Origin of the sequence: Clostridium algoriphilum, from assembly GCF_020443705.1 — a bacterium.
GTDB lineage: Bacteria > Bacillota > Clostridia > Clostridiales > Clostridiaceae > Clostridium_AD > Clostridium_AD algoriphilum.
In genome coordinates this window covers 1-15,580 of sequence record NZ_JAIZZK010000038.1, presented here as the reverse complement: position 1 = coordinate 15,580, position 15,580 = coordinate 1, and the positions used below count along the sequence as shown (strand labels likewise).

The window sequence follows — 15,580 nt, the reverse complement described above, 5'->3', positions numbered from 1 at the left end:
TATTAATTAAAAAATATTAATCATACTGGTGAAGGAGGAATTGCAGTGACTAATAAAAAGCATCAAAAATTTATAACTAATTGTGTTCATGGAGGTAATGATATTGACAAAGAAACAGGTGCTATAAGAAGACCATTGACTATGGCAAACAGTTACAGGCTTCCAGATGACGCATCTAAACTCAATTGGAGTGGAACAGATGAATTAATATATACTAGAACCACCTCTGCTAATCAACGATATTTACAGGAGAAACTAGCTATTTTAGAAGGTGGAGAGGATTGTGTAGTTTTAGCTACAGGTGTAGCCGCACTCGCAGGAGTATTTTTCACTTTTCTAAAATCAGATTCACATATAATATGTACAAACGTTTCTTATGTAGCTGTCTACAGACTACTTCATGAATATTTTCCAGATAAATATGGTATTGAGGTGAGTCTTGTAGATACTTCAAATTTACAGGAAATCAAAAAAGCTATAAGACCAAACACAAAACTTATACATATTGAGACACCTGGAAATCCAACTACTAGAATAAGCGATATACAAGAAATAGCAAAAGTAGCTAAGGAAGCTGGTGTACTTTTAAGCGTAGATAGTACTTTCGCAACGCCTTATCTTCAACAACCATTGTCTTTAGGGGCCGATTTAGTTATTCATAGCCTTACAAAATATATTAATGGTCATGGAGATGCTATGGGCGGAGCGGTAATTGGGAACAAAGATTTAATAGACAAAATAAAACTCCAAGCTATGGTAAACATGGGAGGAGCCATAAGTCCCTTTAATGCGTGGCTAATAATGCGAGGTGCCGTAACACTCCCCTTACGAATGGAGCAACATAGCAAAAGTGCATTAAAAATAGCTGAGTTTCTTGAATCAAACCCATCAGTAAGTTTTGTTGCATACCCTGGTCTTATGAGTCATCCGCAACACGAAATAGCCAAAAAACAAATGAGTGCATTCTCAGGAGTCATTTCCTTTGGTCTTCATGCAGACGTTTCAACTCATAATAAATTTGTAAATTTCCTAGAGCTTATAATTTCAGCCGTTTCTATAGGGCATGACGAAAGCCTTATAGTTTATACTGGACCAACTGATGAGCGTAATCATTTTTATCCAAAGGAATTTGAAAATGGACATCTAAGATTTAGTGTTGGTTTAGAGGATCCTAATGATATTATAGATGATATAAAACAGTCGCTTAAAAAATGTGGGTTATAATACTCTTGATAATAAAACTATTTTTATCATAACTCTAAAAAGACTAGCAATCTCCTTGGAGGCAATTGCTAGTCTTTTAAATTACGCTTTAATGCTATTTTGGAGCCTTATTTAAGTAGTTTTCTATGACTCCTTTTACGATAGGTACCACATGGTGACTTCCACCTTTAGTTTTAACATTTTCCATCAGCATTGATACTACTATTTTAGGATTGTCTGTATCCATACAAATAAACCAACCATTTTCCTCTGCTGTAGTATCTTTGGCATTCTTTTTTAGTTCTGCTGTTCCTGTTTTACCTGCAAGATTTACGCCACTAATTTTTGCCTCATGACCGGTCCCTTTCGGATTTTCTATAACTTGCGTAAGATCATCTTTTAAAGTTTTTACATTATTTGTTGAAATCACATTTGCCTTCCATATCTTAGATGTTACCTTCTCATTGAAATTCTCGAATGTTGGAGACATAATATTCCCATCATTAACAACGGCGCTATAAGATAGCGCAATCTGGAGTGGACTCATAAGGACTTCTCCTTGACCGTAACCAGTATCTGCTAATGCGACATCATTTTTAATCTTACTGTTATTAGCTATTTGTGATATTGCTATTGGATAATCTAAAGGAAGTTTTTCTCCTATTCCAAAATTATTTGAGCCTTTTATAAACTCATTCTTCCCTATATTAAGTGCTGCTTTTGCAAAGTATATGTTATCGGAATATACAAATGCATTCTGTAAATTAACTGACTTTACCTCATCACTGACTCTAGTAACCATACTAGTTCCCCAGGATTTGTTTAATTGCCACTCTTTACCCGTTATGTTTACAAGTTCTTCAGGTTTTATCTTTCCTTGCTCTAACCCAACCGCAGCTGTTATCAATTTAAATGTAGACCCTGGAGAATATGTAGCCTTGAATCTATTTTTAAATGGTTCTTTGGCATTTTTCCATTCTGCTATCTGAGTATTAGATTTATAAGTTGTATATGCATTGGAATCATATGATGGCGAACTTACTAAAGCCAATACTTCTCCTGTTTTGGGATTTATTGCAGCCGAAGCCCCTGGTTCTTTGTTCATTCCTTTATATATATTCTTTTGAAGCTCTGTATCTACTGATAGTGTTATATTTTCTCCAGCTTTAGAATTCTTCTTTAGAATTGTATCCTTTTGAATTTCCATTCCATCCTTTTGCCTTGATATATAAATTGTTGCTCCATTTTCTCCCTTGAGCCTTTTTTCATAGACTTGTTCAAGTCCTGCCTTACCTATTAAACTAGATGAGCTATAGCCTTTCCCCTTCATTTTTTCTAATTCCTCAGCAGTTATGGGTGCAATATAACCAATTAACGACCCGAAGGCCTCCCCACCTGGATATATTCTACCTTTAGTTATCATGTGGATTACTCCATCAATCTCCATAACTGCAGCTATTTTTACTTTTTCGGTACCTAGTATATTAATAACTGGTATAAACTCATCAGGATTTGTATTTTCCTTTATTTTATCTTCTATAATCGAAGCCTTTATATCTAAAATTTTAGCCATCTGTATTATATTAGTGTCTTTACTTTTCACAAAATCTTTAAGATTTATTCCGAGGGTGACAACTGAATCATTTTTTGCAAGTGGTTTTTTAGCCTTATCATAGATCTCTCCACGTATAGCTGGCTGCGAAGTTACCTTAACCTTATCTCCAACTTTCATGCTAGGGAATATCATTTTTTCATCCCAAACTATTGTCCACTGCTTCTTACTATTAACCTTTTCCTTTACCATAGTTGCCTGGTAACCCGTTGTTTTCAATTGCCCTGCAGCAGTATTCATTAATATTGAAAATGGTATGTTTAGAGTTTTTTTTGTGCCGTCCTTTATTTTATCTTCGTTCTCAACCTTAATAGACATGTTTTCTGCTTCTATTCCCTTATATATAGCATTGTATTTATCTATAAATTGTTTTTCAGTTATTTTTTCCTTAGTTTTAACTGAAAGCATGCTATACATTGTTTTAAAATCTCGCTTTACCCACTTGTTCTTATATGTATCAAAGGTTTTACTTGCACTATCTACTTTTGTATAAATGGTAAACATATATGCTCCTGCTAATATTAATATAATACCGAGCATTGTAAAAAGAGTCACTTTCAAGTATTTTTTCGACATATTTTCATCACCCCTTACTTATTATAGCACTTGAAACCTTTAGTTAAATAGTCATAAAACGCAAAAGCTATAATATATTACATAGTTTATAGTCATAAAATAAAAGTCTATGCATTCAGCATAGACTTTTAAGCGCAATGTTACTGTCCTTTATATATTAAAGACCTTTATGTGTCCCATCACAGAATGGAGGATTTTTTGTATGCTTGCATGCACATAAATAAGTCGTTTCGTCTTTTTCAGCAGTAAATTTTACTGGTTTAAAAGTGGTTCCTTTATGCGATCCATCACAAAATGGTTGTTTAGCGCTTCTCCCACATGAACACCAGTAATAAGTTTCTCCTTTTTTAACATCAACAGCAATAGGTGATTTTTGACTAATTTTAGGTTCTTCCATACATAACACTCCTCTTAATTTCTTTTCTAAATTTTAAATATTTATATCTCCATTCGGTTAAGTCTACTCTTTAACACATAAAAATAGACCATTGATTTCTATCATCAACAGCCTAAATTTATGAAAATAATATTATTACGTCGTTTTGTTTTGTTCTTCTTTTTCTTCCTGTCTTTTTAATTTATATTCATAAAAAAGGTAAAGTTCTTCTAATTTAGTATTAAAGTACTTAGAAGATATTTTAACTTGTGTTATATTCCCAAGCTTATTTAAATCCTCAAAAAACTTTTTAATTATATTTTCTATTACTTCTACATTACTATATTTAACCTTGTCAATTATTGAGTCACACTCATCATTGAAAATTCTAAGGACTAGTTTAATCATATCCTCTGTCATATCATTTACGACTCTATTACCTTCTTCAACACTCCCATTAATTATCCATTTCTTATATTCTATAGCTTCTTTAGATTTAATCATCTGCATTTGCTTTTCTCTTATTTCTTGTAGCTTTTTTGATGATTTCTCTGAACTCATTAAGTTATATTTAGGTTTAGAAATTCCAAAACTTTGCATTAAAACATCAGTGTCTAAGGTCACTATTTGCGATTTCAAGCTATCTACACATGTTTTTACATTATTATATTCTATATTAAGTTCTTCAATAGATTTTGTTTTAGTCTCAATTAAAATTCCAAATTCACTAGACTTGTTTTTAAGTTCATCAGCTTTTAGTCCAATTAAGTCCTCATATTCTTTACTTTTCTTATCAATGAACTCATCATATTCTGTAGATTTATCTTCGAGCTCTTTACTTTTTAATTCTATTAAATTATCATATTCATCTGATTTCTGTTCAAATTCTCTAGACTGATAGACAGCTTGGTTATTATATTCTATTTTAAGCTCTTTTATATCTTTTGTTTTCGTTTCAATTAAATTAGAATACCCCTCTAATTCCGCTTGAAGTTCTTTGGTTCTAGATAAAATTTGGCTCATTCCCATTTGAGTTGGAGTTAATTTTATATATTTTAAATTTTTATTTTCCTCGATTAATTTTTCAATCTCAGATTTATATTGCTTAGCGTTTAAAGCATCCTTAATAGACGTAAGTATTGCCATTGAAAAACCCTCCTTATTTCTTTACTAATTTACATTATACCATAAATAATTCACTCACAAATATACTAATGGGTCGAAAAATAGCCTAATAATTATGTATCTAATTAATAAGCTATTTAATCATAACAAATCATTTTCTTAATGAACTAAAATATTGGAAATAATATCTATATTAAGCATATGATTTATTTTTTATACATTATGTACTATTAAATCTTGATATTTATAATAATTAATTAAATAATTATAATATGAGTAATAAAGGTATTTTTCATGGCAATTAAGCCCATATTATAGTAATAAATAATTTGAATGAAATTCAGTTCATACTGTAAATATAGGTTATGCCTATGATTGACTCTTTACATTTAGTTGGTTTAATCCATATTTTTTTCTAATATTAATATCATTTTGCTGAAAATGAAATTGACTTAAACAAACTATTAGCTTAGAAATTTGATAAGCACTAGACAATGCATATGTTATGTCTTTCGTTAAACTTTTTGGTTCTAAGTTGTATTTATTTTGTATATTCAAAGCTATAAATTCTACATTATTTTGTAATACGTCTTGATTATTAAGCTTAATCTTACCTCTTAAAAGAAGTGTTAGTAATTTTACATGTAGATGTATCTCATATACCAGATGTTCATATGCACCTTTCTTTTCATTACCTTCTCTGTGATATAAACAAAAATAGTCGCAAGCAAAATGACAGATGACCCCTAAAGACCTTGAGAAGTCTTTCACTGATATGCTTTTACTCATTAATTTTTTTGAATATAAATTAATACTTTCTAAGCTCTCATCTAATGTGTGAGAACGCTTAATATCTTTATTACTAAAATCCGGTTTTATATTACCATACGTAAATGCTAACCTGTCTAATTTAAAATCCATCTGATTTGTTATGTTTTTATATAAAATTTGGGACATGACTAAGTGGCTATCAACTATCATAGTATTACACCTCCTATAACTATATATTATTCCAAAATCATGTAATTGTAATTTAGATTAGGTTAAGATTTGGTTATTTTTTAGTTAATGATAAAGTATATACATATTATCACCAAATTTGTTGGTTTTTGTCCATCTTATTCTTTCGTTTATTAAAAGTACTATAAGTGAATTCATTGTATTAAGTTATTTAATTATTAATGATTTCAGATACTCTTGGTGAAAATCCGTTTTCTGCCCACTCCTCTTTCATGTGATGAAATTTTTCTTTAATTCCTTCGTCATCTCCAATTACATAATCATAAAATGCTTCCTGACTATTGATTTGTTCTTTACCTCTTCGATCAACCCTTGTATAAATTCCATCCTTATTTAATATTCTAGCTTTCTCTGTATCTAATAAAGATACCTCTAAGATTTCCTTTATTCTGTTTCTTGCTTTTTTATCCTCAATTGGAAATAAAAGTTCTACTCTCCTATCCAAATTTCTAGTCATCCAATCTGCACTTGATAAATAAATTCCCTCCTGTCCATCGTTATAAAAATAAAAAATACGGCTATGTTCTAAAAATCTTCCTACAATACTCCTTACAGAAATATTTTCACTTAAGCCTGGTATCCCCGGTTTAAAACAACAAATACCACGTACTATTAAATCAATTTTAACTCCTGCAGTTGAAGCTTCAAATAATGCTTCAATAATTTCCATATCAACTAAGGAATTCACTTTTGCAACAATTCTCGCTTCTTTACCCTTCTTAGCATTTTCAGCTTCCTCAAGTATCATTTGCAAAAATCTATCTCTTAGCTGCAATGGAGCAAGACTAAATTTATATAAGGATGTTGGCTTACTATTTCCCGATAGCATATTAAATAGGGCTGATGCATCTGCTCCGAAATAAGGATTCACTGTAAATAAGCCTATATCTGTATAAAGCTTAGCCGTAACATCATTGTAGTTCCCTGTCCCCATATGAACATAACGCTTAATTCCATCTTCTTCACGTCGAACTACAAGTAATATCTTACAATGAGTTTTTAACCCAACAAGACCATAAATAACATGACATCCTGATTCTTCTAATCTCTTTGCCCAAAGAATATTATTGCTCTCATCAAATCTTGCCTTTAATTCCACCAATACTGTAACTTGTTTCCCCATTTCTGCTGCTTTTACTAAAGCTTGTATTATTGGTGATTTCCCACTTACACGGTATAATGTATGTTTTATTGCAAGAACATTAGGATCGATAGCTGCTTGCTCAACCAACTCAACAATTGGTTGGAATGATTCGTATGGATGATGCAGTAAAATATCCTTCTCTGCAATTGCTTCAAATATACTATTATGTTTAGAAAATTGTTTTGGAAACTGTGGTTTTATAGGCTTATATACTAATTTTTCATAGCCCTTAATTCTTCCCATCTTCATTAGGAAAGTTAAATCTATTTGGCCATTTATTACATACTCCTGCTCTTTTGATATTTCAAGCTCCCTTTCAAGAGTTCCAAGTAACTTACTATTCATACCCTTTTCTATTTCAAGACGTACAGCCTTACCCCATTTACGCTGTTTTAAGGATTCTTCAATTGCTTCTAGTAAATCTTCTGCGCCTTCCTCGTCTAATGCCATATCTGCATTTCTGGTAATGCGATAACAGCTTGCATCTATTATTTCATGTCCGCTAAAAAGAGAACCTAAATGCATTTTAATAATATCTTCTAAAAACATAAAAGCTATTCCGTCACTATCTGGAACTTTTACAAGCCTATCAAAGACAGAAGGAGCCTTTATTGTCGCAAATATATTTTCCTCATTGTTATCCTTAAGTAGAACTGCAATATTTAAACTTTTATTGGATATCAGTGGGAAAGGACTACTTTGGTTAACAACCATTGGTGTTAACACCGGAAAAATATTTTTAGAATAATAATTTTCAATGTAGTTGATTTGCTTTTCATTTAAATCACCTATTTTTAAAAATTTAACTTTCTCTTTCTTAAGACCTTTTTTTAATGAGCGATTGTAACAATTAAATTGATCATAAACTAGTCTATGTACCATTATTCCTATTTGCTTCATTTGCTCAATTGGAGTAAGTCCAGATGAGTCTTTTTTATCAAATTTAGCCGTAATTTGATCTGATAACGAACCAACTCTTACCATAAAGAATTCATCTAAATTTGAGCTTACAATAGCAGCGAATTTTAGCCTTTCAAACAATGGATTACTTGTATCCTGTGCTTCTTCAAGTACACGTTCATTAAACTGAATCCAGCTTAATTCTCTACTAATAAAATATTTAGGCAATGAATTAATGGTCATCCTTTTCTCTCCCCTTTATATTATTGGTTTTACACCAATTACCTCTTCAAAAAAATCAACATGTTTTAAAAAATTCCATTCTTCTAGAAGAAGATCATTATCTGATTTTAAATTGAAAAACAAGTTATCCTTAGTTCCTATTAATTTTATTTCTTTTATCTTCTGCATATGGGATACATCTAAAGCTTCTGAAAGCTTTAATATCGCAGCTAATGTAGAAACAACCATTTTATTTTCATCACTTAAATATCTATAATTTTTATGTGCTTCTGTAGGAATATTCTCTGAATGGTATCTAGCTGCACTTGCTATCAGTCCAATTTCTATATCTGAGAACCCAATAATACTTTGAGCTCTTATTACGTTATAAGAATGATAATTATGATTGTTAGCACTTATAAATCCACCCACATCATGAAGTATTGCTGCTACCTGCAAGTAAATTCTTTCCCTGTCTCCTAGCTTATGCAATCTCTTAGTATGGTCAAAAATCTCAAGTGAAAACTTTTCAACAAAGGTAGCATGTTCTTTATCAATTTGATATTTTTCACCTATATACCAAACAGAGCTAATTATATCATTTATCAATTCTTCTTTTCGTGGTATATTTAATATTTCATCTGATAAATCATATAAAATTCCTTGCCTTAGTGATAATTTAGGAATCTGAATTCCCTCTGACTTAGTCATTTTAAGGAAGCAATAAAAAATTAATATTGAAGGAAGCAAAAGTTCTGCTGTTTGATTGGAAAGACCGAACATAGTTTTAATTTGAAAATTATCCATATTACTTATTTCTTTTGTTAGAGATATCAACTCTTCTTTTTTAATATAGTAGTCTTTCTTACTAAAACCTTTCTTTTTCCTTATAATCCCACAAATTGTATTTAACTCTCCACCTATTCCTAAAAAGCGATTAATCTCAAATTTTTTAATCTGAGGTTTCAGTACATATATTTTACTCTCTATGTATTGCTCCATAGTCTCTGAAAATTCAATTGTTTTTGTTTCTAAATTCGATAATGCTTCTTTTATTCTTAGAGATCCAACCTTAACGTGCTCAGTAAATTTTAACTTACCATCCTGATATATTGCTGTCTCAACTGCACCTGATGTAATATTAACAATTAAAGATTGCTCTGATTTCTTACTTCCTAATAAATTTAAATGGTTGCTTACAGCCTTTAACATAAAAAACTGTTCTTCTGCAATGTTTACTGATTTTATATTTAACCCTGTTCTGAGTCTTATTTGTTCTAACACATATTGCTTGTTCTCAGCTTCTCTAATACCACTGGTTGCTACAGCTCTATAAAACTTAATTTTATAATCCCTCATAAGCCTTATAAAACCTTTTAGATCGTCACATGTGTCATGTATTGTCTGAACGGAAATTCTTTTAGATGAAAATGTGTCTTTACCTATTTTGGTGGGCTTTACCAAATCTTCTAAAGTCTTTATTTCCCCCTGCGTATTTATCTCCCCAATGGTCATTCTTAAATAGTTAGCACCTACGTCTATAGCCGCAATTATCTTCCATGCTCTTACGCTACCCATAAAAACTCCCCTTTGTGTATTAAAGTTAACATATATACATATATTATCTTAAATAATGTTTGTTTTTATACAATAATATGTATTTTATTTAACCAAATCTTAACGATGACATGATATTTCTATAAGATTGTCATATATATTAGCACTTGCAAATATCATAAACATTAACTATTATAGTTATATATTCGTTAAAATCACTTTTCAAAGGAGACTACTGATGAAAAAAATAGGAATTATTGACATAGGTTCAAATTCAATACGTCTAGTAATAGTTCAAATAAATAAAGATAATTCTTTTAGTGTAACAGATGAAATAAAAGAAAGCGTCCGCCTTGGTAAAGATATGAGTCCTGATGGAGGTTTAAATGATTTTAGAATTAATAAAGCTATATATACTTTATCTTTCTTTAAACGGTTATGTATTATTCAGAATGCAACGCAAATTTTAGCTGTTGCTACAGAAGCTGTCCGCAGAGCAACAAACCAATTAGAATTTTTAAGCAGAATTAAATCAGAACTTTCTATTGATATACGAGTTTTGACTGGTATAGAAGAAGCTTATTATGATTATTTTGGAGCTATTAATAGCATGGATTTTTCTGATGCAATTATAATGGATATTGGTGGAAGTAGTTCAGAACTTATCTTAGTTAAAAACAGAAAATTAAAATACTCTATAAGTTTACCTTTTGGTGCCATAAACCTTACAGAAAAATTTTCACTTTTAAAAGCTATGAGCGATAAAAGTGAAACTGCCATTAAAGAATTTCTAATTACACTATATAAAGATATTCCTTGGTTAAAAGAAGTTAAGAATGTACCTATTATTGGAATTGGAGGTACTATAAGAAATATTGGTAAACTTCATCAGAAAAAAACTAATTACCCTATAGATAATCTCCATAATTATATAATTCCGGCAAATGAAGTAGTCTTAATTTACGATGGAGTTAAGCTTAAAAATTCTTCTCAGAGAAAAAAACTTAAGGGACTTTCAAAAGAACGAGCTGATATTTTTGTTGGTGCATCTGCTGCTTTAGTAACATTAATTGAGTATCTAAATATAAAAGAGCTCCACGTTAGTGGAAGTGGGCTTCGCGATGGATTAATATATGAATATATCTTTAATAGCAAGATACCTTTAACCGATGTGCTCAATTTTTCGCTTGAAAATCAATTACTTAATTATAAAATCAACCTTAAACATCCATGCCATGTATGGATGTTAACCAAAACTTTGTATAATGAACTTAATACAATTACTAATATATCAATTAATCCTTATAAAATTTTAAAAACAGCAGCTATGCTTCACGATATAGGAATTTTAATAAGTTATTTTGACCACCATAAGCATTCATCTTACATGATTGCAAACTCTAAAATTAATGGACTTACTCATAAAGAACAACTAATGGCATCATACATAGCAGCACTTCATAGGAAAAATGAATTTAAAATAGACTTAAAATTATACCAAAATCTTATAACTAAACAAGATTTAGAAATTATAGATAAATTAAGCATATTATTGCGTATTTGTGAGAGTTTAGATAAATGTCTAAATGGGAATATTAAAATGGTTAGTTGTAGCATAGAACTAGACACTGTCACTATATCTGTTGATTCAAAAGCAGACCCACTATTAGAAATAAGTGCAGCTGTAGACTGTTCTTCATCGTTTGAAAAAATATATAATAAAAAATTAGTTATTAAATAATATAAGCATGTTATACATTTCCTTTACATATAATTAATAGGGTTTAAATTACCTGAATAAAGGACCTTATATATAAGGGAGGATGACATGCTTAATATTGCAAATTATTTAAACGAAGCACAGCTTTTTAAAGTTTTAGATAAATATAATGTCTTTGATATAGGAACTCATTGCAGGAAAGTCTCAAGTTTTGCATTGCGTATATTTGATTCGCTAAGTCCATACTATGAACTTAAAGATGAAGAAAGAACTCTCCTTCATTATAGCTCCATTCTCCATGACATAGGCTATTTTATTAATAAGGAAAACCATCATCGACATACTAAATATATTATCTTAAAGGAACCCATTTTGGATAATATCCCAAAAAATCTTAGAAATAACTTAGCCCTTGTTGCAAGTGGTCATGGAAAATATATTGATGATTGCATACATTCTTATTCATATAAGGAAAAGGTCATTTTGATAAAATTAATATCTCTACTTAGAATTGCAGATTCACTTGATCATAAACATAATCTTCGTGTTCTACTCAAAAGGGTTGAAATGAAAGACGGTACTTTAAATATTAATATAAAAGGAGATGCTTGTGACCTAATAATAAAAAAGTTCAAAAAAAGGTCCTCCTTGTTCACAGAAATATATAATATACCAATAAACATGGACTGCTCATAAAAGGCACCTACTTTCTAAGTAGGTGCCTTTCAAGTTAATCTTTGATTTTTTTATGTAAAAACTATATACAGGCTAATAACTTTTGACTTACAAGACTATTTTTTTCTTCTTTAATAAAAATTCGATATAGCACACTATCATTAATTTAATATATATTATAGCATATATGGAAAAGATCTCGACTACAAGTGAAGAATTAAAGGATAGCTCAAGTAGTAAATAAAATTAAAGTATAAACAATAATAAACCCTAAAGCAGTTATACTTTAGGGTTTGTATTAACTTTATTTTTTTGTTGTTTAGAGTTTAGTCCACAACAGCCTAATTTTTTATCACCAAAACTTTCTTTGTTGGCTTTTTCCATCTTTTTTAAAAAGTTGTTATACCACAGTTTTAAACTTCTCATTGGTAACCTCCCTTTAAATTATCTACTATAAATATAGAATATATATTTAGTTTAACATTATTATATGAAGACAGCATGAAGATTAAATTATACTTACTACTATAATTTAATCTTCATAATATATTATAACACTCACATAATAGGTGTGTGTTTTTGAAGAATTCATTCAAATGCCTTAGTCTACAATCTTCAAATAGTACCACAACTATTTCTAATAATTAGTTGTGTTTTTAATTTAATTCTGCTAACCTTCTGATTATCATTATTAATTAAGTCCAAAAGCATTTTCGAAGCATTTTCTCCAAGTAAATACATATTTTGATCTACTGTTGTAATTTTAGGCTCAACTATGTTCGATATGCAAATATTGTCAAAACCAATTATTGAAACATCCTTGGGCACATCATATTTCATTATTTTGCAAGCATTTAAAACCCCGAGAGCCATTAAATCGTTACAAGCAAATACCGCAATAGGTGCTTGCAATTTTTCTAATTCTTTACTCATTATATTCATTGTCCCATCAACACAATCATAACTATTTCCTTCACCAATATCTATAATTTTCTTATAAGCAATTAAATTATTTTCTTCCATAAAATCATTGTATACTTTTTCTTTTATATCGTACGAATAACTTTCTTTTCCTCTTACAAATATTATATTTTCATGACCAAGTTCCAAAAGATATTCCATGGCCTTTCTTGCACCACTTGCCTCATCATTAAGTACAAAATTACAATTAATGTTGGTATTATATCCGTTGATTGATACAAGAGGTATATCCTTGCCCACTGTTTCGTAAAATCCATTTTTCATATTTTCCGTTTTAGGATCAATAACTATAATACCATCTACCTGCCTACCCATAAGCGATTTTATATACTTTATTTCTTCTGATGCATTGTCATCAGTATCACAAAGATAAATTGAATAACCATTCATTCTAAGTTCATGTTCTATAGCTTTAATTACAGTTGGAAAGAAAAAATTATTTATGCCTGGAACTAAAATACCAATTGTTTTTGTATTCTGGCTAATTAACGATCTTGCTAATGTATTAGGACTAAAATTTAATTTTTTTACAGCTGCTTCAACTCTAATTTTAGTTTCCTCTTTAACAGGATAGTTTTTATTAATAACCCTGGATACTGTACTCATAGAAACACTAGCTTCTCTTGCAACATCTCTTATATTAACTTTCATTTTTGCCTCCCTATAAAGTCAGAAAATTTGCACATATTATATTAAATTAACTAATTACTCATATATAAAAATATTACTATTTAAATTAAAATTTGTAAAGAGAAAGCTACCTCAATTTTTTTGTCTTGAGGCAGCTTTCTAGTATTAATAATGCTTTAATTATTAACTTAAATTAGTTTTCTTTTGCTAATGATGCTTCTAATTCTTTTACTATTTCAGCGTGTTTCTTTTCTGTTAATTTAATTTTGAATAAGAAGATAACACCGGAGATAATCATTAATGCTGCTGGCAAATAGAAAGCATACATTTTAAATGTTACAATACCTTGAGATGTTATATCACGTGCTTGTGCATCTCCAATCATACCACACGTTACTGATATGAAACCTACGATTCCATTAGATAAAGCACCTGCGAGTTTATCTAATAATGGACGAAGAGATAAAGTTACTGCTTCATTACGAACTCCATTTTTCCATTGTCCATATTCAACTGAGTCACTGATTGTCATCAACACTGCTAGAAAAATTAATTGGTATGGAAAATAGAAGAATACTAAACCTATAATAATAACTGCTATTGAACTTGGTGATACTATGGAAAGTATCAAATATCCAATTACCATTAATAAAATGCCAATTATGTAAACGTATTTTCTCGAAATATATTTAGTGATAATTGGGTAAAGTGGAACAGATACAATGCCAGTAATTGCAGCTACAATGCCTACAATTGAAAAAGCTGATATGTTACCGATTACGTATTGGAAGTAAAGCATTAATACGGCTGTTGTAGCTGTGTAACCAACAGCAAATAAAATATATGCTAGTGCCAACCACATTAATTGGTCGTTTTTAGTAATTGCAGTAAAGACATCTTTAAGTGAAGTTTTTCCTTTTTGTTGACGTAAAACACTTTCTTGTTCTTTTGTGCCAAGAGCTACAATCCAACTTGTAACACCATAGATTAATGCAGCTATTAAACCAAAAGCGAACCATCCGCTAGCTCCTTGACCAGAGTGACCAGTAACTACTAAGGTAAAGAATGAAACTATAGGAATTACTGCCAATGTTGTTCCGTTTGCCCCTAATGATGAAGCGAAACGGCCGAATGTTGCTAATTTCCCACGTTCTCTCGAATCTTCACTAAGTGCAGGGATTATTGACCAAAATGCTATATCTTTAAATGAATAAGAACAGTCTAAAATGATGAAAACAATGATAAATAGAATTGTAAATAAAGTTTGGTTACTTGTGGCTAGTCCAAAGAAGTTAGTAAATAGCATTGCTAAACAAATTGCACTGATTGTTCCACCAATACAAAGCCATGGACGGAATTTTCCCCATCTAGTTTTAGTGTTGTCTATAACGCTACCAATAATTGGATCAAAGACAATTTCGACTAGTCTGATACCTACAACTAATGAGGTAACTAACCCTATCATTTTCATCTGAGTTTCCTTTGGAGCTCCTGCAAACATAGATTTTGTAACAAAAATCATGAAATATGTTGATAATGTTGCGTAAAAAATATCATGGCCGAATGCACCTGCTGCAAATGCAAATCTTTGTTTCATTTTTCCTTGTTTCATTTTTATTTCCTCCTTGTATATTGGATAGTCTAATAAATTAGTTTTTCATAGACTACAATTATTCTACTCTATGAACCCCTTCACCAATTCCTGTGGAATAAAATGTTGGTTCGTATCCAATTCTCTTTGTATATTCTCTTTTTACTCTACTCGTAAATAAATCTACTTTATCCTTTTCAACTACTGCAATTGCACATCCTCCGAAACCTGCACCTGTCATCCTTGCC

Annotated in this window: 13 protein-coding genes; 3 read left to right on the top strand and 10 right to left on the bottom strand. The window is 30.3% G+C overall.

Going from position 1 to position 15,580, the window contains the following annotated elements; all coding sequences use genetic code 11:
* Positions 1–45 precede the first annotated feature (45 nt).
* Positions 46–1,224: a trans-sulfuration enzyme family protein gene (locus LGK95_RS18975; protein WP_226126484.1), complete on the top strand. Its 1,179-nt coding sequence runs from the start codon at positions 46–48 to the stop codon at positions 1,222–1,224.
* 94 nt (positions 1,225–1,318) lie between these two features.
* Here the strand turns inward: LGK95_RS18975 and LGK95_RS18970 are convergent, their stop codons facing one another.
* From LGK95_RS18970 to LGK95_RS18945, 6 genes are all read right to left on the bottom strand, one after another.
* The gene (locus tag LGK95_RS18970; protein ID WP_226126483.1) at positions 1,319–3,391 is read right to left on the bottom strand and encodes a penicillin-binding transpeptidase domain-containing protein; all 2,073 of its coding nucleotides are present in this window, start codon (positions 3,389–3,391) and stop codon (positions 1,319–1,321) included.
* A gap of 157 nt (positions 3,392–3,548) precedes the next feature.
* On the bottom strand, positions 3,549–3,788 hold the full coding sequence (locus LGK95_RS18965; protein WP_226126482.1) for a CDGSH iron-sulfur domain-containing protein: 240 nt from the start codon (positions 3,786–3,788) through the stop codon (positions 3,549–3,551).
* Positions 3,789–3,923: 135 nt separating this feature from the next.
* Positions 3,924–4,913 carry a DUF4041 domain-containing protein gene (locus LGK95_RS18960; RefSeq protein ID WP_226126481.1) on the bottom strand — a complete coding sequence of 330 codons (990 nt, stop codon included), beginning with the start codon at positions 4,911–4,913 and terminating at the stop codon, positions 3,924–3,926.
* A gap of 348 nt (positions 4,914–5,261) precedes the next feature.
* Positions 5,262–5,873 (bottom strand): zinc dependent phospholipase C family protein, encoded by a 612-nt coding sequence (locus LGK95_RS18955; RefSeq protein ID WP_226126480.1) that lies wholly within the window; start codon positions 5,871–5,873, stop codon positions 5,262–5,264.
* Positions 5,874–6,063: 190 nt separating this feature from the next.
* Complete coding sequence (locus LGK95_RS18950; protein WP_226126479.1) at positions 6,064–8,199, bottom strand: RNA degradosome polyphosphate kinase; 2,136 nt, start codon at positions 8,197–8,199, stop codon at positions 6,064–6,066.
* Positions 8,200–8,214: 15 nt separating this feature from the next.
* Complete coding sequence (locus tag LGK95_RS18945; RefSeq protein WP_226126478.1) at positions 8,215–9,756, bottom strand: Ppx/GppA phosphatase family protein; 1,542 nt, start codon at positions 9,754–9,756, stop codon at positions 8,215–8,217.
* A gap of 217 nt (positions 9,757–9,973) precedes the next feature.
* On the opposite strand from LGK95_RS18945, the gene LGK95_RS18940 reads away from it, so the two are divergent.
* Together LGK95_RS18940 and LGK95_RS18935 are read left to right on the top strand one after the other, a co-directional pair.
* Positions 9,974–11,476: a Ppx/GppA phosphatase family protein gene (locus LGK95_RS18940; RefSeq protein WP_226126477.1), complete on the top strand. Its 1,503-nt coding sequence runs from the start codon at positions 9,974–9,976 to the stop codon at positions 11,474–11,476.
* Positions 11,477–11,563: 87 nt separating this feature from the next.
* Positions 11,564–12,151 carry an HD domain-containing protein gene (locus tag LGK95_RS18935; protein ID WP_226126476.1) on the top strand — a complete coding sequence of 196 codons (588 nt, stop codon included), beginning with the start codon at positions 11,564–11,566 and terminating at the stop codon, positions 12,149–12,151.
* Positions 12,152–12,409: 258 nt separating this feature from the next.
* On the opposite strand, the gene LGK95_RS18930 is transcribed toward LGK95_RS18935, so the two are convergent.
* The 4 genes from LGK95_RS18930 to LGK95_RS18915 all read right to left on the bottom strand — a co-directional run bounded on the left by LGK95_RS18930 (position 12,410) and on the right by LGK95_RS18915 (position 15,573).
* Complete coding sequence (locus tag LGK95_RS18930) at positions 12,410–12,556, bottom strand: LDCC motif putative metal-binding protein (RefSeq protein ID WP_226126475.1); 147 nt, start codon at positions 12,554–12,556, stop codon at positions 12,410–12,412.
* Between the two features lie 189 nt (positions 12,557–12,745).
* Positions 12,746–13,762, bottom strand: coding sequence for a LacI family DNA-binding transcriptional regulator (locus LGK95_RS18925; RefSeq protein WP_226126474.1), 1,017 nt, complete (start codon positions 13,760–13,762; stop codon positions 12,746–12,748).
* 172 nt (positions 13,763–13,934) lie between these two features.
* Complete coding sequence (locus LGK95_RS18920) at positions 13,935–15,353, bottom strand: glycoside-pentoside-hexuronide (GPH):cation symporter (RefSeq protein ID WP_226126473.1); 1,419 nt, start codon at positions 15,351–15,353, stop codon at positions 13,935–13,937.
* A gap of 58 nt (positions 15,354–15,411) precedes the next feature.
* On the bottom strand, positions 15,412–15,573 hold the full coding sequence (locus tag LGK95_RS18915) for a hypothetical protein (protein WP_404814474.1): 162 nt from the start codon (positions 15,571–15,573) through the stop codon (positions 15,412–15,414).
* Positions 15,574–15,580: the final 7 nt, after the last annotated feature.

Coding starts and splice junctions, on each gene's coding strand:
- LGK95_RS18935 (WP_226126476.1), top strand. CDS start 11,564: ATGCTTAATATTGCAAATTATTTAAACGAAGCACAGCTTTTTAAAGTT.
- LGK95_RS18920 (WP_226126473.1), bottom strand. CDS start 15,353: ATGAAACAAGGAAAAATGAAACAAAGATTTGCATTTGCAGCAGGTGCA.
- LGK95_RS18930 (WP_226126475.1), bottom strand. CDS start 12,556: ATGAGAAGTTTAAAACTGTGGTATAACAACTTTTTAAAAAAGATGGAA.
- LGK95_RS18950 (WP_226126479.1), bottom strand. CDS start 8,199: ATGACCATTAATTCATTGCCTAAATATTTTATTAGTAGAGAATTAAGC.
- LGK95_RS18925 (WP_226126474.1), bottom strand. CDS start 13,762: ATGAAAGTTAATATAAGAGATGTTGCAAGAGAAGCTAGTGTTTCTATG.
- LGK95_RS18960 (WP_226126481.1), bottom strand. CDS start 4,913: ATGGCAATACTTACGTCTATTAAGGATGCTTTAAACGCTAAGCAATAT.
- LGK95_RS18915 (WP_404814474.1), bottom strand. CDS start 15,573: ATGACAGGTGCAGGTTTCGGAGGATGTGCAATTGCAGTAGTTGAAAAG.
- LGK95_RS18965 (WP_226126482.1), bottom strand. CDS start 3,788: ATGGAAGAACCTAAAATTAGTCAAAAATCACCTATTGCTGTTGATGTT.
- LGK95_RS18970 (WP_226126483.1), bottom strand. CDS start 3,391: ATGTCGAAAAAATACTTGAAAGTGACTCTTTTTACAATGCTCGGTATT.
- LGK95_RS18945 (WP_226126478.1), bottom strand. CDS start 9,756: ATGGGTAGCGTAAGAGCATGGAAGATAATTGCGGCTATAGACGTAGGT.
- LGK95_RS18955 (WP_226126480.1), bottom strand. CDS start 5,873: ATGATAGTTGATAGCCACTTAGTCATGTCCCAAATTTTATATAAAAAC.
- LGK95_RS18940 (WP_226126477.1), top strand. CDS start 9,974: ATGAAAAAAATAGGAATTATTGACATAGGTTCAAATTCAATACGTCTA.